General features: G+C 52.0%; 16 protein-coding genes and 1 tRNA gene. 13 read left to right on the top strand and 4 right to left on the bottom strand.

What is annotated here, in order from left to right; all coding sequences use genetic code 11:
• Positions 1-97: 97 nt before the first annotated feature.
• Positions 98-2767: an FAD-dependent oxidoreductase gene (locus HZA49_10590; GenBank protein MBI5779882.1), complete on the bottom strand. Its 2670-nt coding sequence runs from the start codon at positions 2765-2767 to the stop codon at positions 98-100.
• Between the two features lie 80 nt (positions 2768-2847).
• Here HZA49_10590 and moaA point away from each other — a divergent pair, with 80 nt between their 5' ends.
• From moaA to HZA49_10605, 3 genes are all read left to right on the top strand, one after another.
• Positions 2848-3825: a GTP 3',8-cyclase MoaA gene (gene moaA, locus HZA49_10595; protein ID MBI5779883.1), complete on the top strand. Its 978-nt coding sequence runs from the start codon at positions 2848-2850 to the stop codon at positions 3823-3825.
• 3 nt (positions 3826-3828) lie between these two features.
• Complete coding sequence (gene moaC, locus HZA49_10600; GenBank protein MBI5779884.1) at positions 3829-4302, top strand: cyclic pyranopterin monophosphate synthase MoaC; 474 nt, start codon at positions 3829-3831, stop codon at positions 4300-4302.
• Positions 4303-4376: 74 nt separating this feature from the next.
• On the top strand, positions 4377-4808 hold the full coding sequence (locus HZA49_10605; protein ID MBI5779885.1) for an MOSC domain-containing protein: 432 nt from the start codon (positions 4377-4379) through the stop codon (positions 4806-4808).
• Here the strand turns inward: HZA49_10605 and HZA49_10610 are convergent, their stop codons facing one another.
• A complete protein-coding gene (locus HZA49_10610; protein MBI5779886.1) occupies positions 4809-5675 on the bottom strand; it encodes a hypothetical protein in 867 nt (288 codons plus the stop codon).
• Between the two features lie 135 nt (positions 5676-5810).
• Between HZA49_10610 and HZA49_10615 the strand changes: the two genes are divergently transcribed.
• From HZA49_10615 to HZA49_10650, 8 genes are all read left to right on the top strand, one after another.
• The gene (locus tag HZA49_10615; protein MBI5779887.1) at positions 5811-7274 is read left to right on the top strand and encodes a hypothetical protein; all 1464 of its coding nucleotides are present in this window, start codon (positions 5811-5813) and stop codon (positions 7272-7274) included.
• A 136-nt stretch (positions 7275-7410) separates the two neighbouring features.
• Positions 7411-8088 (top strand): recombination protein RecR, encoded by a 678-nt coding sequence (gene recR, locus HZA49_10620; GenBank protein MBI5779888.1) that lies wholly within the window; start codon positions 7411-7413, stop codon positions 8086-8088.
• A complete protein-coding gene (gene rpoN, locus HZA49_10625) occupies positions 8078-9547 on the top strand; it encodes an RNA polymerase factor sigma-54 (GenBank protein MBI5779889.1) in 1470 nt (489 codons plus the stop codon). Before recR ends, rpoN begins: the two co-directional genes overlap by 11 nt.
• Positions 9548-9617: 70 nt before the next feature.
• Positions 9618-10634: a MoxR family ATPase gene (locus HZA49_10630; protein ID MBI5779890.1), complete on the top strand. Its 1017-nt coding sequence runs from the start codon at positions 9618-9620 to the stop codon at positions 10632-10634.
• Between the two features lie 3 nt (positions 10635-10637).
• A complete protein-coding gene (locus HZA49_10635) occupies positions 10638-11261 on the top strand; it encodes an energy transducer TonB (protein ID MBI5779891.1) in 624 nt (207 codons plus the stop codon).
• Between the two features lie 108 nt (positions 11262-11369).
• Positions 11370-11444: transfer RNA gene (locus tag HZA49_10640), tRNA-Pro, on the top strand.
• Between the two features lie 218 nt (positions 11445-11662).
• Positions 11663-11911: a 50S ribosomal protein L28 gene (locus HZA49_10645; protein MBI5779892.1), complete on the top strand. Its 249-nt coding sequence runs from the start codon at positions 11663-11665 to the stop codon at positions 11909-11911.
• 114 nt (positions 11912-12025) lie between these two features.
• A complete protein-coding gene (locus tag HZA49_10650; GenBank protein ID MBI5779893.1) occupies positions 12026-13222 on the top strand; it encodes a glycine C-acetyltransferase in 1197 nt (398 codons plus the stop codon).
• A gap of 818 nt (positions 13223-14040) precedes the next feature.
• On the opposite strand, the gene HZA49_10655 is transcribed toward HZA49_10650, so the two are convergent.
• Positions 14041-14592 (bottom strand): hypothetical protein, encoded by a 552-nt coding sequence (locus HZA49_10655; protein ID MBI5779894.1) that lies wholly within the window; start codon positions 14590-14592, stop codon positions 14041-14043.
• Positions 14593-14775: 183 nt separating this feature from the next.
• Positions 14776-15948, bottom strand: coding sequence for a terpene cyclase/mutase family protein (locus HZA49_10660; protein ID MBI5779895.1), 1173 nt, complete (start codon positions 15946-15948; stop codon positions 14776-14778).
• Between the two features lie 142 nt (positions 15949-16090).
• On the opposite strand from HZA49_10660, the gene HZA49_10665 reads away from it, so the two are divergent.
• Together HZA49_10665 and HZA49_10670 are read left to right on the top strand one after the other, a co-directional pair.
• Complete coding sequence (locus tag HZA49_10665) at positions 16091-16864, top strand: thymidylate synthase (protein ID MBI5779896.1); 774 nt, start codon at positions 16091-16093, stop codon at positions 16862-16864.
• 209 nt (positions 16865-17073) lie between these two features.
• Entirely contained in the window at positions 17074-18093 is a 1020-nt protein-coding gene (locus tag HZA49_10670; GenBank protein ID MBI5779897.1) for a hypothetical protein, read from the top strand.
• Positions 18094-18143: the final 50 nt, after the last annotated feature.

An 18143-nucleotide genomic window follows, 5' to 3' on the forward strand; every position in this document is an offset into this window, starting at 1 on the left:
CCCTCGTTGCACTCGGGATAAGACGTTCTCCCTAACGGGACTTCCTTCGGTCGTAAGTCATGGAATTTATCCTGCTTTAGCAGGATTCCAAGAACGTCTAATATAAATCCTCCAGTTCATCGCCGCCTGAAGGGAGTTTTCCGTATTTAGCCAGGTAGGCCTGAATCAGTTCACTTTCCTTCTTGGTGTACATTGGGTCTGTTTCATAGTGGAAGAATCTGGCCTTGCTGTTATTGGCTTGTTCTAACAGGGATTCCCGGATATTTATCGCGCCTTTAATCAGGATGGTATCCTTATTTTCATTGAGCAGGATATAAACGCCTTCTTTGGCCGGCGCCTGTTTGATGTGCTCTTCGGTAAATGCCAAATCCTCCTTGGCCTGTCCGGTCTTGGAGACCTCGGGCGGGAAGATGACCTGAGAGATGGTCAGCCGCAAATCGCACTGTAGGCATCTATTGGCTTCCTCTTTTGCCTGCTGGTCAGTGAAGCCGGTTTCGACCGGGTTGAAGTTATTATCCCTCTGGCTGAGCGCGATACAGGACATCTTTATCCTTTGGTGTTTGGCAAATCCTTCATCCCGGCCCAGGTAGTGGTTGGCCTCGGGAATATCAATCGGATTGTCAATCACGCCATCACCGCCCAGGTGGTTGTCAATATTCTCCGCGGCCTTTCGGCCGTCGGCAATGGATTCGATGATGGATGACGGATTATGGGCCGCCTCGCCGCAGGCAAAGATGCCCGGAATGTTGGTGGCTAGGGTATTCCCGTCCGCCTTGATAGTCCGGTTAGGATTGATAGCAGTTGTTATTCCTTCGGTATTCGGTGACTGGCCGATAGCCAGGATAATGACATTCCCCTGGAATTTATCGCAGACGTTGTCATTAAATGACGGATTGAACCTGCCTGACTCGTCAAACACTTTTGTGCACTGGACTGCCTCAAGCGCCAATTCATTTTCTGATAACTGGCAGATATTCTTCGGTCCCCAGTTGCAGTTGAGGGTGATGCCTTCCTCCAGCGCCTGGGCGATTTCCCATTCGTGCGCCGGCATCTCGTCTCTCGATTCCAGGCAGACCATCTGGACCTTTTCAGCCCCGAGCCGTTTGGCCGATAGAGCTACGTCTATGGCTACATTACCGCCGCCGATGACCAGAATATTCTTATTCTTGAATTGTGATGAATTCATCTGGCCGCGCCTGATGTTCTTTAGGAAATCAATGCCCCAGAGGACCGGCGCCGTGATTTTACCTTCTAATATCTTCTTGGGGCTCTGGGCGCCGATGGCAATCAGTATTGCTTTAAAGCCCTGTTCTTTGAGTGATTCAGCCGTAAAGTCCCGGCCCAATCTGGAATCGGTTTTAATGGTGATATTAGGATGCTCGGTGATTTTCTTAAGGTCGTTCTTAAGCGCGGACAGGGGTAATCTGTATTCAGGAATGGCATAGCGCATCATCCCGCCGATTTCTGACTCGGCTTCAAAGACCGTGACCGGGTATCCCTTTTGGGCTAAGTAGTATGCCGCGCTTAAGCCCGAGGGGCCGGAGCCGATGATGGCAATAGGCGGTCCGCCTGTCGGCCTGTCTGTCGGTCTACCGGTCAACTGGCTGACTGGCTGACTGGCTGACCGGTTAGCATTTTCCGTAGCATAACGTTTCAGCCCGCATATTGCAATTGGTTCGCTTGCCCCGCACATAACCTCTGCTTTGGGTTGTCCAGGTTTAAGGTTATGTGCGGGGTTGAGTTCTTTCCTCCGGCAATTCTCCTCGCAGGGATGGAAGCACACCCGGCCCAGGACCGAGGGAAACGGAACCTTATGGCTGATGACCTCAAAGGCCTGGTCGGTTTTACCTTCTTTTATCAGGCGGATATAATTAGGCGCGTCCATATTGACCGGGCAGGCGCCCTGGCAGGGGACTAATGATTTCTTGCGGTCTGCGGAGACGGTTATCTTGTCCGTTAGCGCGCCGGTTGGGCAGACCTCAACGCAGGCCCCGCAGAATTTGCATCCGGAATCTGACAGAGAGGATACTCTACTGCCGACTGTAGCCCGGTCACTATCAATGATGAATCCGAGCGCGTCAACCCCTCTTAAGTTTCTGCAAACCCGGACGCAGCGCAGGCATCCGATGCACAGATTATAATTGCGCCTGAATAGGGGGTCGGTTTCGATTATCGGGATTTCCTTTGGGATATAGCGCGGGGTAGCCGGCGCGATGCCGACATATTTGGATATTTTCTGGAGTTCACACCGGCCGAATTTGGGGCAGCAGCGTTCGTTCTGGGGCACGTTGCTGGAACACTGGGTCAGGGAGCATCCCTCTGACTGGGCGCAGGTCAGGCAGCTATGCGGATGCTCGGACAGGATTTGGGCCAGATTCTCCTGCCGGGCCTGGCGGACTTGTTCCGTATCAGTGTCCACCTCCATGCCCGGGGATACAATTGTTCCGCAGGATTTCTGTGGGCCCTGTATTCCTTTTATTTCCACCAGGCAGAGTTTACAGCCCAATTCGAGACCGGTCGATTTATGAGCTTTGCGTCCCGATGCTTCGTTCGGGGCGCTCCGCTCGTGAGCATCGGAGCGTTTATTACCCTGATAGATTGCCTCAGACGGTTTGAGTTCGCCGCTGCACGATAGGCATTTATAATCGTCCAAATCCGGATGGCTGCACAGATGTGGTATATAAATTCCGGCGGACAGGGCCGCCCTGAGGACCGATTGCCCTTCTTGGGCGCTGATTTCCTGTGAATTAATCTTAATCGTGAGCATTACATAAAATTTACTTATTGCGATATATTTGTCAACCAATAAATCTTGAAAATATGGGGCTTATTTGGTAGTATTCAGTTATGCAAGACAGATTTGGCAGGGAGATAAACTATTTGCGGGTTTCGGTTACAGACCGGTGTAATTTCCGGTGCGCCTACTGCATGCCCCCGGACGGCATCAGGCCGCTCTTAGAGCCGTCAGAAGTCCTTTCCTACGAAGAGATTCTTGAGGCGGTGAAAGGCTGTATCAAATTGGGCATAACCAAATTCCGGGTAACCGGCGGCGAGCCCTTAGTCAGGCGCGATGTGACATGCCTTCTGGAGCAGATGGCGCGCATGCCCGGGGTTAAGAAGGTGGCCCTGACCACCAACGGCTATCTGCTTGACGACTTTGCCGAACGGTTGAGTAAAATCGGGCTGGCCGGCATCAATGTGGCGCTAAATTCACTGGACCGGGATAATTTCAAGCGGATAACCGGCGTGGACGGCTTACGCAAGGTCATTGACGGCGTGAAACACCTGCTGGGCTGCGGATTTGCCAATATCAAGATTAATACGGTGCTGTTAAAGGAATATAATGAGAAGGAGATGGTGGAATTTGCCAGATTGACCCTGGATTATCCGATAGCCATTCGTTTCATCGAGTATATGCCCTGCGGCGATTGGGAATCAAGGGCTGGAGATATTATAAAGGGCGATGAGATAGCGAAACTGATTAGCGCTGATTTGGGAGAGTTGATTAAGTCGGATAACCAGACCGGCGATGGCCCGGCTCGATATTATCGCCTGCCGAATGCTCAGGGTCGGATCGGGTTTATCCTGCCGGTCAGCCAACCGTTTTGCGCGGCCTGCAACCGTCTGCGCCTGACCTCGGACGGGCATCTGAAATCCTGCCTGCTTTCAGATGAAGAGATTGACTTGAAACATATCCTGAGAGAGATAAAGGACGAAAGAATCAGGATGCAAGAGCTTGAAGAATCTATAAGAAAAGCCATACTGGACAAACCTGATGCGCATTCATATAAACGCGATAATGTAATGTCTAAAATCGGAGGGTAATTAATGAAGTTAACGCATATTGACAAAAAGGGTTCTATTCGGATGGTGGATGTGGCCGGCAAGGATATCACCCATCGCCAGGCCCGGGCCTTTGCTAAGGTAATAATGAAGCCTTTGACTCTCAAAACGATAACTTCAGGCAAAGTAAAGAAGGGTAACGTCATAGAAGCCGCCCGGTTGGCCGGCATTATGGCTGCTAAAGAGACCCATAAATTAATCCCGCTGTGCCATCCGATAAATATCACCCATATCCGGATAGACATAAAACCGGTCCGGCCCAGGACATTGGAAATAAATGCGTCGGTCGAGGCATACGACCGGACCGGAGTGGAGATGGAGGCGCTGACCGCGGCCGCGGTGAGCGGACTGACCATTTATGATATGTGCAAGGCCATTGACCGCGGGATGCGGATAACCGAAATCAAACTGCTGGCCAAATCAGGCGGAAAAAGCGGAACTTATAAACGAAAGAACTGAAGGGCTAAAGGACTTTAATATTTGTTTTTCATTTCTTACGTTCTTTAGTTTATTTGTTCTTTAGTTATTTTTGTATGGCAAAAATAGTAGGCGTTTGTATCAGCGACCGGAAGGGCATCCCCAAGAAAAACATCGGCTCGGCATATCTTGAGAAGGGGTTGGGCATAAAAGACGATGCCCACTCGGGTAAATGGCACCGGCAGATTAGTTTACTGGCTAATGAAGCGATTGACACCATGCGTCAAAAAGGTTATGAGTTAGTTGAAGGCTCCTTTGCCGAGAATCTGACCACCGAGGGCATAGACCTTAAGAATCTTCCCATCGGAACCGAATTGCGGGTCGGGGAATCCGTCCGTTTGAAGATTACCCAGATTGGCAAGGAGTGCCACACCAAGTGCGCCATCTTCCGTAAGGTCGGCGATTGCATCATGCCGCTGGAAGGGGTTTTTGCCGAGGTGGTGGAATCCGGGACCGTCAAAGTAGGCGATACAATAAAGGTGGTATAATCATCTGTTCTGTTGCTGCGGTTGCTCTTGAGGTCTCGGCGGGTTGTTGCCGCCGCCCCGGCCCATCCCGGGCATTATTCCCCTGAACAATGATAATTCCGCTTTCTGGTATTGCTCAAACTGTTCGGGCAGTAAAACCTGTTTGACCTTCTCGTTGGATTCGGTCCTGATTGCCTCGCGTTTTGTCCCGAATTCTTCCGGGGATATCTTTTGTTCCCGGAACTGGGTAAACAGGTCTATGGTCTTATTGCCGTTCTCCGAAAGAATCTTGGTGAATTCCTGCTGCTGATAAACATTCAGGTTCAAGGTCTTGGAGAATTCTTCTATCCTTTTGGCCAGCCGTTGCTGGAGTTGCTCCTTGAACTTTTCCGTTTCTTCTTTACGCTCGTTTTCCTGGAAGGCCTTGACGGCCTCGGCCACCTGTTCCTGGAAAACCTTGGCAAACTGCGGGTCTTTGAATATCTCGCCGGAGAGTATCTGGTTTAACAGGGGGTCCAGGAGATGCACCGGCCGCTCGGTCTTGTCCTTGGCAGAGCTGTCCGTTCCGGCCAGGTTCTTGTCCAATAATAATGCCTGGATAATGGCCATGGTATCGTGGAATTCCTTTTCCAGCTTGGCAATCCGAGCGCTGTCCGCCAGGCTGTCCTCTTTCATTTTCTGGATAAAGGCGTATTGCTTGGCCAGATTGTCTTTCAGTTCGGTATTTTCAGTCTGGAGTTTGCCGATTTCCTCTTTCAAGCCCGGCGTGTCCGATAACAGCTGGGGGGCCGGCTGCACCGGTTTGGTTCGGTCGTTGATTACGAAATAACCCAGGACGCTTACGGAAACCACCAATAACAGCCCGATGATAATGGTAAAATATTTCATAAATCCTCCTCTGTTGATTGTCGGTGATTTTGTGTCAGCATATTATAGGTTAATCTATTATTAAATCAAGAATAAAATTACTTGTTAGAGTTATAGAATATGCTATATTAACAATAACCAAGAAGGAGGCAGAATATGCTTAAAATAGAAAAATGGGGAATGGCCGGCGCCATAGTAATGATACTGGCCAGTATAATATTGAGCGTGGCAATAAACGGCTGCTTCAAACACTCCACGGATGAGCCGATAAGCGGCAGCAGCGTCCCGGCCCCGGGCGCTTTTACCCTGGGCACGCCCGGCGATATGACCGTTGGCATTGACCTGTCCGGCAGCATCTCCGGCACCGGGCTTCCCATGACTTGGACGCCATCCACCGATGTGGCTAATTATCTGTTGGAGATAAGCAAGGATGACTCGTTTGCCGCCGGATATTCTGTCTATTCTCCGACCTTTGCTTCGAACGTCACCCAGATTTTGCTTGTTACCACAACTCTCACATCCAATACGCTTTATTATTGGCGGGTAAAGGCCACCAACGCCAGTGGAACGCTGGTTGCGTCCAATGTGCCGTTTTCTTTCTATACCGGTTCCGGCGCCTTTGCGCCCGGCAGTTTTGATCTGCAGAGCCCGCAAAACCTGCCCGGCAATGTATCTCAGCTGTCACCTAATTCGGAATCACTCACTCCCACTCTGACCTGGACCAATGCCGCCACCGAAACCCTGTATACCGTTTACCTGGATGACGATACCAGCGTAACCGATACGCCGATTTATAGCACTACCACAAAACCGGGCGTGTGGACTGCAAGTATTCCGGCTTCGGCAAACCTGACCGATACGGCCCGTTATTATTGGACCGTGGTTGCCACCGGCAATATCAGCGCCACCGCCGCCACCACGCCGTATTATTCATTCGTCACCGGCCCGATAAAATATTATGCTTATACCACAATAACCCCGACGGTTATAACCGCCGGAGAATCGATAAGCGCAACCCTTAAGGCCTACGACAACAATACGGTTACCGTTACCACCCATACGCCGTTCAGCATTACCATGACCTCATCTCCGGGCGTGACCTTCTATACGGACAATACCCTGGGGACGCCGACCACTACCTATACTTTAACCGGCGGAACGGCTGACATATATCTGGCGATAACCACTTCAGGTTCGGCTGTGATAACCGCCACTGATATTGCCGGCCGAAGCGTGAGCAGTACGGCCACCACTATCACCGTCAATCCGGCCGCCCTGGACCATTATTATGTGGTTCCTGCGTCTTATAGCATTGTCAGCGGAACCGCTATCAGCGTAACTATTACCGCCCAGGACGTATACAGCAATACGGTTACCTCCGCTTCTACTGAAATAACCATGACTATCAACGCTACCAGCGGGACACCGGCTGTCGCATTCTATGAAACCGGCATCTGGGATGGCGAGCCTGTTGCTTTCAGCAATCCCTGGGCCAGCGGCGTGGCGCAGCTATCCATGAAGGCGGAAGTATCTGGAGCCACGGACGAGAAATTTACCATTCGGGCTGAGGATGTCGCGGCCAAATACGGAACCAGCGGCGAGGTTACGGTCGGCCCTTAAGTTATCGTGGATTTCCTGGCTTATCCCGCGGATTACTCCGGCAATCATCTCTTACGTCTGCACGGACAAAGCATTGACTGCCCGCAAGTATTACATTTCAGTTGACAGCGCTGTTTAATTAGGTTATATTAAATACATGTTGAATAAAACCCCGAAAGACGCCAACGGCCTGGGCAACCTGATATTCCAGTTAAGCCAATTGCCCGGGATGGGCGAGCGGTCGGCCGAACGGATGGCTTTTCATATCCTGAAGATGCCGGATGAGGCGCGTCAGGCGCTTTTGGCATCGATTAATTCGGTCAAGAATATAAAATTCTGCTCCAAATGCTTCAACTTAACCGGCGCTCCGATGCCTTCGGATGCGGAGCGCTCCGCTCGTGAGCATCGGAGCGCCGCGTCAAACGGCCTGTGCGATATCTGTTCGGATAATTCGCGCGACCGGACGGTCATCTGCGTGGTCGAGCAATCCGAGGATTTATGGAAGATAGAGAAAACCGGCGCCTATAAAGGGTTATACCATATCCTGCAGGGCGTGATTTCACCACTTGATAACAAGGGCCCGGAGGATGTTACCTTGCGGCAGTTAATCCAGCGGGTCAGGTCCGACAAGCCCAAGGAAATAATTCTCTCGACCAATCCGACCGTGGAGGGCGACAATACGGCCCTGTATATCCAGCGGGAACTTAAATCCCTGCCCGTAAAAGTCACCCGGCTGGGCCGGGGAATTCCTTCGGGCAGCAATATCGAATATCTCAACAAGGCGGTTTTGATTGACGCCTTGCGTGAGCGGAAAGAACAGGTCTATGACGCCTGAAAGAAACCCGTATCAATTTAAGGCCGAGATGCTGCCCAAAATGGAGATGAAGCTCAAGCTTTCTCTCCAGCAAATCCAGAACCTGGAGCTTCTTCTGCTGCCGGCTATGGAATTAACCGAGCGGATTTATCAGGAACTGGAGCAGAATCCCACCCTGGAAATATCCGATGAAGCCGAACCGTCTCCGGCGGATGATAAAGAAACGCCGCCCGCACCGGCCCCAGAGCAGCGCCCGGCCGAGGCCGAAGCGCCGGAAACTGTGGTGGAGATGTTGGATGATGACCGTGATTATGAATCAAAAGGAAGTTTGTGGCGGGGCCGGGAAATGGCGGATAAGAAACTGGAGGCCATGCAAAACACCCCGGACCGGCCCGAGAGCCTGCAGGACTATCTTTATTTTCAGTTCCTGCTCATGGAGCTGTCCGAGGATATGAAGGCCTTAGGCAAGGACATTATTTATAATATCAGTGATGACGGCTTTCTCAAGACAACGCTGGAAGATATTGCCCAGACCAGCCGGGTTCCGCTGGAAACCGCGGAAAAGGCGTTGAAACTCATCCAGAAACTCGACCCGCCCGGCGCCGGCGCGCGCAACCTGGCCGAATACCTGCTCATGCAGCTGTCCGAAGATGACCCCAAATTGGAACTTAAACATCTGTTGATTACCCGGCATCTGGACCAGATCGAGCCGTATAAACTGCCCAATTTGGCCAAATTGTTGAATCGGACGCTCGAGGAGATACAAAAGGCGGCCGAGGAGATTAAACTGCTCAACCCGCATCCCTCGGCCGGGTTTTCATCGGAAAATATTCCCTATATCGTGCCCGATGTCATCATCAGCCGGGTCGAGGATAATTACGAAATCAAGGTCCAGAGCGAATATTTCCCGTCCCTGGTCATCAGCCAGTATTACCGGAAGCTGATGGCCGATAAAAATACCGACAAGCCCACCCGGACCTTTGTCCGCGATAAAATCAATGATGCCGCCGGACTGTTGCAAGCCATTTTACTGCGCGGCAGCCTGCTCAGGCAGATTGCCGAACAGATTGTGCTGATCCAGCGGGATTTTCTTGATAAGGGCATTGAGCACCTCAAGCCACTGATGATGAAAGACATCGCCCGGAAACTCGGCGCCAACGGCGTTCATCTTTCCACCGTCAGCCGGATCCTGGCCAATAAATACGTCCAGACGCCGCACGGGTTGTACAGCATGAAATTCTTCTTCTCCAGCACCTCTGAAACCGCGGACGGCGATTTCTATGCCCAGCCGGCACTGCTGTCGGCCTTAAAGGAAATAGTGGACCAGGAGGATAAGGCGCATCCGTTAAGCGATGCCAAGATAGTCGATGCGCTCAAGCAAAAGAATTTCACCATCTCGCGCCGGACCATCGCCAAATACCGCGAGATTCTTAAAATACCCAATCACAGCCAGAGGAGGGATTCGAAAGCGGATACATAGAGCCGGCCGGGCGAGAATAAAATAACAAAAAGATTGAGCCGGCTGCCGGATATTTCGTTTAATATAGAGTATGATAGAAGCCGAACTTAAGACCGCGCGGGACAGGCTGGCCGAACTCAAGGCCGGGATAAAACTCCAGATGGTCGGCTACGACGAGGTGATTGACCAGCTTATCATTGGGCTGTTAGCCGGCGGGCATATCCTGCTCGAGGGCGTGCCCGGTATCGGCAAGACTCTCCTGGTCAAGGCCCTGAGCCAGGCGCTCGGGCTTAACTTTGCCCGCATCCAGTTCACCCCGGACCTGATGCCGGCCGATATCACCGGCACCAATATCATCGTCGAGGACGCGGACGGCCGCCGTGGCTTCCAGTTCCAGCCCGGACCGGTCTTTAATAATATCATCCTGGCCGATGAAATCAACCGGGCCACGCCCAAGACCCAATCGGCCCTGCTCGAGGCCATGCAGGAACTCACCGTCACGGCCGGCGGAATCAAACACCGGATCGAAACGCCGTTTACCGTCGTGGCCACCCAGAACCCGATAGAGATGGAAGGGACTTACCCGCTGCCCGAGGCGCAGCTGGACCGCTTCCTGTTCAAGCTGGTCATGCCCCAGCCCGGCCTGCCTGAACTCAAGGAGATTATCAACCGGACCACCACGGAAAAACAGGTAACCGTTTCTCCCCTGATTAATCGCGAGCAGATTATAAAATACCAGTCGCTCATCCGCCAAATTCCGGTCGCGGCTAATCTGGTGGAATATGTCAGCAAGCTGGTCCTGGCCAGCCAGCCGGATACGGAATACGCGACCGGCCTGGTCCGGAAATATGTCCGTTACGGCGCCGGACCGCGCGCCGCCCAGGCCGTTATCCTGGCCGCCAAGGTCTCGGCCCTGATGCAGGGACGGCTCCACGTTGCCCAGGACGATGTCCTGAAGATGATCCTGCCCGTGCTCAGGCATCGGATAATAATGAATATTGAAGGCGAATCGAGCAATATTTCGATAACCGGCATTATCGAAGAAATAAGGACCCGGACGCCGGCCCTGCCGCCCGGCGCCGAAAAGATACTGTCTCTGTCTGAATAACCTATGCTGAAACTGCGCGCTATAATTTATTTCCTCAGCCGCCCGTCATCCTGGACGACCGGCCTGTCGCTCTACGTCTTGATATCAGCCGCAGCGCACGCCATTATCCTGGGCGCGTTTATCTTATCGCCCGGCTCCGGTAAACCACAGCCGGATACCTCGCCCATTACTGTTTATATCAAGCCCGAGGCCATCTCGGTTGATTTCGAGCCGGACCGGATTAATCCGGCTGACTTCAAGGTCGAGCCGCTGGAGCCGGAGAAATTCCCGGAAATCACCATCCTGGGCGACAATGCGCCGGCGCTTTCACAGCCGGATAAGCCGGCCGATGCCACCGCCTCGGATTACTCGACCGAGGCCCGGCCGATCCTGGACGGCTCCAATAAACTGCCGCCTTATCCGCGCCTGGCCCGCCAGCTCGGACAGGAGGGGCTGGTGGTTTTATCCGTGGAAATAAACGCCAAAGGCTTGGCACAAGACGTTAAAATTGCTAAATCATCCGGATATAAATTGCTCGATGACGCGGCGGTCAAGACCGTCCGGGGCTGGATATTTATCCCGGCTACCAAAAAAGGCCGGCCGGTGCCGAGCAAAGTGGAAATCCCGGTTAGGTTTAAGTTGACTTGAGACGGCATCGGGCCGTCTTCCCTGGGCATCGCAAAAGTATCATTATCTTTAACGCAATAAATTGCTTTTGCTCGGTGCAGTTGCTATACTATTTCTATATCGTTATGTCGGGGCGTAGCGCAGATGGCTTAGCGCGCTTGCTTGGGGTGCAAGAGGTCGGTGGTTCGAATCCACTCGCCCCGATTTTTACTGTCCGTGCGAACTAAACGAAGTGTGACCGTGAGCACCTACTGGAGCGGAACGAAACCACGTGAGCATACGGACAGTTACCCCGATGCATATCGGGGTTACTCCCATTTTAAGGTTTTGTCCGCCTCTTTTTTCTTGACACCTTTCTTATACTTTGTTTATATCCCCTAAATACGCTACTTGGAAAATCTCTATAGAAAGGATAACCTATTATGTCTTGGACTTGTCAAATCTGCGGTAAGAAGCCCTCAACCGGCAACCAAATCTCCCGCCGGGGCTTGGCCAAGAAAAAAGGCGGCGTCGGCAAAAAGATTACCGGCATCACCCGGCGCTGGTATAAGCCCAATCTTCAGTATCTCCGGGCCATGGTGGACGGCAAGACCAAACGCATCCGGGTCTGCACCCGGTGCCTCTCGGCCGGCAAGGTCACAAAACCTATGCAAGTAAAACAAACCGTCTAAAACGGATATATATCCCGGCAAATACTGCCGGGATAAGAGCCAGTCCCTCAACGGGATCCCGTTAGAGGGATAAGTCAATATATTCCTAACTGGCTCTAAAGAATAGGAGTAGCTATGGCTGGTTTAGATTTCCTTCAGAAGGAACTGGACGACCTGAAAGCGCAGGGCTTGTATCAGCCGTTACGGACCCTGGGCAGCGAGCAGGCGGCGACCTGCATCGTCAACGGCAAAAAGGTGGTCAATCTCTCATCCAATAACTATCTCGGGCTGGCTAACCACCCCAAGATGAAAAAGGCGATGATAGAGGCGACCGAAAAATGGGGCGCCGGCACGGCCTCGGTTCGGCCCATCATCGGCACCATGGAAATCCACACCCAATTAGAAAAGAAACTGGCTGAATTCAAGCACATGGAGGCATCTCTGGTGTTCGTGGCCGGCATCGCGGCCAACCGGGGCGTCATCCAGGCCCTGCTCTCCAGCAAGGTCAAGGGCGAGGACGAAAAGTTCGTGGTCATCAGCGACGAGCTCAACCATGCCAGCATCATTGACGGCGTGCGCTTAAGCAAGGCCCAGCGCAAGGTCTATAAACATAAGGATATGTCCGAACTGGAAAAGGTGCTGAAGGAGAGCCAGGGCGCGCCGCGCATTATGATTATCACGGACGGCGTATTCAGCATGGACGGCGACATCGCGCCGCTGCCTGATATCGCTAAATTAGCCAAACAATACGGAGCGTTCACCATGGTTGACGACGCGCACGGCGAAGGCGTGCTGGGCAAGAACGGGCGCGGCACGGTGGACCATTTTGGCCTGCAGGGCAAGTGGGACATTGACATGGGCACGCTCTCCAAGGCCATGGGTTCATTAGGCGGCTATATCGCCGGCTCGCAGAACCTGAGGGATTATCTGATTCAGTCCGCCCGGCCGTTCCTGTTCACCACGGCCCATCCTCCGGGCGTAGCCGCGGCCTGCATCGCGGCCATGGAAATCGTCCAGGAAGAAACCTGGCGCCATGAAAAACTCTGGTCCAACAGCAAACTCTTCAAGACCGAACTCCAGAAGATGGGCTTTAATACCGGCCGGTCCGAGACCCCGATTACGCCGATTATCATCGGAGACGAGGTCAAGACCGAGCAGTTCAGCCAGAAACTCTTTGAAGAAGGCGTGTTCGGGTTGCGGATAGTGTTCCCGATGGTGGCCAAAGGCGCGGCCCGGATTCGGACCATCGTCACCGCCGGTCACACCGAAGAAGAACTAAGGTTTGCATTGGACAAAATAAAGAAAGTCGGCCAGGAACTAAGGATAATTTAAGAATTAAATTATCCGTGAATCCGAGTACACGAAGTGACGCAGGTTAATTGAGGATTATATAATAAGGCAAGGTATTCACCAGCCCGGTATCCGGATAATATCCGGGTGCCGGGCTTTTTTCATGCCTCTTTGTTAAAGGGGGAGGGGGGAGGGTGGGGGGTAGTACTTCCGGCCTGCATTAGGTATATTCCAGGCGCTACATAGGTGCATTCCAGGCCCTGCGTAGGTGCATTCCAGGTCCCACATAGGTGCATTCCAGGCCCTGCATAGGTGCCAACATAGGTGTATTCCAGGCGTTATAGAGGTGAGTTCTAGGCGCTGTGGAGGTAAGCTCCAGGCGTTATAGAGGTAAGCTCTAGGCGCTATAGAGGTAATCTTCTGGCGCTATGGAGTAGTGGCGTCTACAGACCCTCATAGGGGGGTATAAAAAGAGGATATTTGTTGTATTTCTACGAAAGTATGGCTTGCCCCCGAACTCCAGTTAGATGACGCCAACGGAGCCACTTTCTTATAAGTCCTTATTCTATTTATATTTGAGGGATATACCCAGGACTTTGCCGTATGTCCCCAGAGCTTCCGTGTATGCCCCCGAACATCCGTGGACGTCCCCGAACCATCCGTGGACGTCCCCGAAACATCCGTGGACGCCCCCGAACCATCCGTGGACGCCCCCGAAACATCCGTGGACACTCCGGGAACTTTCCTCTACCATCGGGGAAGAAATCCCACCTATCGGCCTGTCTGCCGGTAGGCAGGATCAAGGGCGGGACTGTCCCACGAACCATTCCGACCGGTTGAATGTGTCCCGCGTCCCAAAATCAGTGCTCGCACTTAATTCTTTTAGTGTAAGTTTTAGATTTACGTTCTCCAGTATTTGGGTCTATAATAGTTGAAATTGCCGTGGCACTTATCTCAGTCGTTGAACCGCTCACGCAAGTGGCCTCTATCCTATATTCTCTCGTATACATGAGTGGGTCGTCTGGAAATGGCTTTTTTACATATCTATCTACTGTGATTACCTCAACCTTTTCCCCGCCTACTGACCCTCCTACAAAGTTTGCTGTTACTATAATATCAGTGACTCGAGCATTGTCATTATAAGATTCCTTGTTCATCACGGCGCTGCCTACTACTGTCCAGGTACAAATACACCAATCCCTGCCATCTGGGCTTGATATCCTTTGGGACGGTTCGGGGGTAAGAACGACATAAACACTAAATATCGGGTGCTTCTCTTTTGTTGCAGTTCTAATTCCGGGAATGCCATACCCGGTGTACATTATTACATAAGAAAGAAGCATAGAGCCGGCAATGGCAAAAAATATCATCCCTATTAGAATTAATTTAGCCGTTCGTTCTTTCGTTGTCATATCCCTCGAATCTGCCGAATCAAAATCAGAGATGTCCCAGCAAGTATTTATAAATAACATACCCTCTTCACCATAAATGTCAACCAAAATCGTATATTTTGTTGGTATTAAGTCATTATTAGCCCCGATTGTTCACCCAGCCCATAACTTATGGATTGGGTTCACCGGAGGCAGGGCGTTATTTTATTTCCCTGTAGTTACTATCTTCAACGGTTTGGTGGCCTTGGTCAGGAATAACAGGGCGAAACAGGTGTCGGAAAGATTGTCGTTCCATTCGCCTGTCTCGGACTGCTTGGCCACCAGGAACTTGGCGCCGTCTGAGTACCAACTATTATTCCCGATTTTCTCCTGCTCGGCCAATACCCCCAGCCGCTCCATGGCATATAAGTAGTAGTAGAGCCAGCGCGGGTCGCCCTCGGGATTCTTGCTGACCGTGTAATTCCAGGACACCCATTTCAGGCCGTTGTTGAACCAGGGTTCGCTGTTTACGTCTTTCAACTCTTTGAGGTAATATTTGGTAATGGCCAGGGTGCCCAGCGCGCCCACGGTCATTGAGCCGTAGCCGGTTGATGTCATCCCCAGCGAGCAATAGCCCCAGGAGCCGTTTTTGTTCTGGCAGGCCAGCAGCCACTTTTGGGCTGATTTCAGGGTGGCCTCCGGCACCGAGACGTTGCTTTCGATGCAGGCCCTCAGGCCCAGGATGGCATATTGGGTATTGGAGTTGTCGCCGTCAGCCGGGCCCTGGGGCGCGCCGGTTATCTTTATCGGCGTTATCTTCTTCGACTGGGTCGAACCTGATGATGCCTTGGGAGCCGGGGTCTTCTGGCCGTTGCCGGTCACGACTATCTTTTCCTTGCCCTGGCCGGTCTTGACCCAGCGGGGCGAGGTCCGCTCGGTGCCGTAACTCCACTGGCCGTTCTTGCACTGGGTATCGACCAGATACTGGGCGCAGTCGGCAATCCGGGCCTGGTATTTTTCCCGGTCGATGTGCTCCAGGGCTATGGCCTGCAAGGAGACGTGATAGACCTTGTCCAGTTTCAGTTCGGTCACCCTTTGTAAGAATTTGTCCCAGTCCTCGTTGGTGGCCACGCCGCAATGGGCCAGGGTGTAGAGAATCAGGTCGGCATAGCGCATGGTATGGTCGAATCCGTTGTAATCCCTGAGCGGTACCGTATCCAATTCCTCCGAAGCGACGTATTTGTAGAGGTATTCGGTGCCCTTGCTGATGGCGTCATTGACCTGGTTCTGCAGTTCCGGCGGCAGGGTCTTCTTTTCTTCTTTCGGGGCGGATTGGGCAAGTCCGATAAGCAGGACAGAAATGCAAAAGATTACAAAGGCGATTTTTCTGGTAATCATTATGATTATCTTGTAGATAAATACGTAATAAATATCAAGAATAAGTAAGCGGATTTAGCAGATTTTGCTGATTAAACGGATTTATGGCGTCAATCGGCTTAATCCGTATTATCCGCTTAATCAGTTTACAGAGGAATTAAATATGTCAGAGACCGAAGGTAAGTTAACCCCGGTATTTATCGAGGCATTTGATTTGGATGACGCCTGGTTCCAGGCCCTGAATAAGATTCTAGACCACGGCCACGTCTATACCATCACCCGGGGCAGTTTTGCCGGGCAGCGCCGGCTGGAATTCGATTACGCCTTTATCCAGGTGCGCAACCCGTCGCACCGGCCGATTATCCCGCTCATGCCCGAGGGTTGCGGCATCCCGGCCCCGACCTCGCTGGAATACGTGGAACAGTATATGAATTACTTGCTGACCGGCGACAAGCAGGAGAACGAGGATTATACCTACGGCGCCCGCTTAGTTGGCGAGAGGCCGGTGTCCAGTGACGGTTCATTCAAAAGCATGCTCAAGGAAATGCCGCTCCAGGTCAACCAGATTGAAGAGGTCATCAAGATTTACAAGAATCAGGGATTCGGCACCAACCAGGCCGTGATGGAAATCGGCATGCCCTCGGACATCAAGCTGGTCGACCCGCCGTGCCTGCGCATCATCGACACGCGCATCCGCTACGGCAAACTCCATTTCATGATTTATTTCCGCTCCTGGGACCTCTGGGCCGGACTGCCGTCCAACCTGGCCGGGCTGCAGCTCCTGAAGGAGTATATGGCGTCCGAAATCGGGGTCGAGGACGGCGAAATAATCGCCTGTTCCAAGGGTCTGCATCTCTATGAATATGTCTGGGAATTCGCCCAGACCCGGACCCGCAAGGTGGTGGAGCGGCTCAAAATACAGCCACTAAGTCACTAAGGCACGAAAACACAAACACGAATCACACGAAAAGAACGAATGGCACGAATAAATCCGCTATAAACAATAATTCGTGTTATTCGCCTTTATTCGCTGGACGCGGTCCCTACGGGTTCGTCTTATTCGTGTTTATATTTTACGGCTGGTTTTTCTTGACTTCTTAGGGTCTTTGTGGTTATATAATTTAAAAGTAATGAAAGGGGTGTTATATGAAGAAAATGATAGTAATCGCCGTGGTGCTGGCCGCGCTGATCGTGGTCGGCTACAGTTGCGGCGGGGGCAGCAGCAGCGGGAGTTCCGGAGACACCACGGTAAAACACATCGCGGTTGACCCGTATATTGTCGGCGCCAAGTTTTTTGAAGACCTGGATGGCGACGAAGTCCAGGATACAGGCGAGCAGTTGTCCAGCTTGACTGATGCCAATGGCCTATTTACATTTTCCAGCCCGTTAACCACCGGCTCATTTATAGTCCTGAGCAATACGGTCATCGGCCCGCTCCATAACGGCGTAAGCTACACCGGCATCGTTAAAAGAGAGGTGACCTCAATCACTGAGTCGCTGGTGGCTTCGCCTTTGACCACGCTTCTGGCCAACGGCTGGACCGCGGAAAATGTGGTTGATGTCCTGACCGGCGCCGGATTGGCCGGAATCACAGTTACAGACCTGACCAAGAACCCGATGGCCGGGGTTAATGACCTGACCGCCGTGACTGAGGCCGAACTGGTTCAGATCAGGTCGTCCATAGCCATTTATTCATTCCTTTCCATAATGGACCAGATAATTACCGGCGAGGGATATGCCCTGACCTATATTACTTTTACGAATTATGCCGTGACCACCACGCCGGCTCTGCAGGCAATGGTTACTTCCATTAAAACCTGCCTATCGCATACACTTCTGGCCACTATCAAATCCCAGATGGATGGTTCGGGATACACACTTCCGTCTGTGACAGCCGGAGATATTATCAGGACATCAGTGGCTATGGCTGACTGGATTATTCCGCAGGTAGTTGCAAACCCGACCGGATTTGATCCTACTCCATCATTACCATTGTATGCGACTATGAGTTACCAATTAGGGGTGAATTTCTATATTATCAGGAATAAAACGAATTTTATCATCCAGGGGGCGCTTAGCGGTCCTGCACCTTCAAACCCGCTAAAAGATAATGCCATTCCCGGTATTCTTACAAGGGATACACTTGGAGTCAATGACTTGCCGTAAACAAGGCGATCGGATTATTAAAAGCCCTGCAGTATACACTGCAGGGCTTT

The organism is Planctomycetota bacterium (assembly GCA_016235865.1).
GTDB lineage: Bacteria > Planctomycetota > MHYJ01 > JACQXL01 > JACQXL01 > JACRIK01.

What these genes read in the sequence shown, in the direction of transcription:
- HZA49_10665 (MBI5779896.1), top strand. Translation starts at nt 16,091, where the DNA reads ATGTCAGAGACCGAAGGTAAGTTAACCCCGGTATTTATCGAGGCATTT.
- moaA (MBI5779883.1), top strand. Translation starts at nt 2,848, where the DNA reads ATGCAAGACAGATTTGGCAGGGAGATAAACTATTTGCGGGTTTCGGTT.
- HZA49_10660 (MBI5779895.1), bottom strand. Translation starts at nt 15,948, where the DNA reads ATGATTACCAGAAAAATCGCCTTTGTAATCTTTTGCATTTCTGTCCTG.
- HZA49_10630 (MBI5779890.1), top strand. Translation starts at nt 9,618, where the DNA reads ATGATAGAAGCCGAACTTAAGACCGCGCGGGACAGGCTGGCCGAACTC.
- moaC (MBI5779884.1), top strand. Translation starts at nt 3,829, where the DNA reads ATGAAGTTAACGCATATTGACAAAAAGGGTTCTATTCGGATGGTGGAT.
- HZA49_10635 (MBI5779891.1), top strand. Translation starts at nt 10,638, where the DNA reads ATGCTGAAACTGCGCGCTATAATTTATTTCCTCAGCCGCCCGTCATCC.
- HZA49_10590 (MBI5779882.1), bottom strand. Translation starts at nt 2,767, where the DNA reads ATGCTCACGATTAAGATTAATTCACAGGAAATCAGCGCCCAAGAAGGG.
- HZA49_10655 (MBI5779894.1), bottom strand. Translation starts at nt 14,592, where the DNA reads ATGACAACGAAAGAACGAACGGCTAAATTAATTCTAATAGGGATGATA.
- rpoN (MBI5779889.1), top strand. Translation starts at nt 8,078, where the DNA reads ATGACGCCTGAAAGAAACCCGTATCAATTTAAGGCCGAGATGCTGCCC.
- HZA49_10670 (MBI5779897.1), top strand. Translation starts at nt 17,074, where the DNA reads ATGAAGAAAATGATAGTAATCGCCGTGGTGCTGGCCGCGCTGATCGTG.
- HZA49_10650 (MBI5779893.1), top strand. Translation starts at nt 12,026, where the DNA reads ATGGCTGGTTTAGATTTCCTTCAGAAGGAACTGGACGACCTGAAAGCG.
- recR (MBI5779888.1), top strand. Translation starts at nt 7,411, where the DNA reads ATGTTGAATAAAACCCCGAAAGACGCCAACGGCCTGGGCAACCTGATA.
- HZA49_10645 (MBI5779892.1), top strand. Translation starts at nt 11,663, where the DNA reads ATGTCTTGGACTTGTCAAATCTGCGGTAAGAAGCCCTCAACCGGCAAC.
- HZA49_10615 (MBI5779887.1), top strand. Translation starts at nt 5,811, where the DNA reads ATGCTTAAAATAGAAAAATGGGGAATGGCCGGCGCCATAGTAATGATA.
- HZA49_10605 (MBI5779885.1), top strand. Translation starts at nt 4,377, where the DNA reads ATGGCAAAAATAGTAGGCGTTTGTATCAGCGACCGGAAGGGCATCCCC.
- HZA49_10610 (MBI5779886.1), bottom strand. Translation starts at nt 5,675, where the DNA reads ATGAAATATTTTACCATTATCATCGGGCTGTTATTGGTGGTTTCCGTA.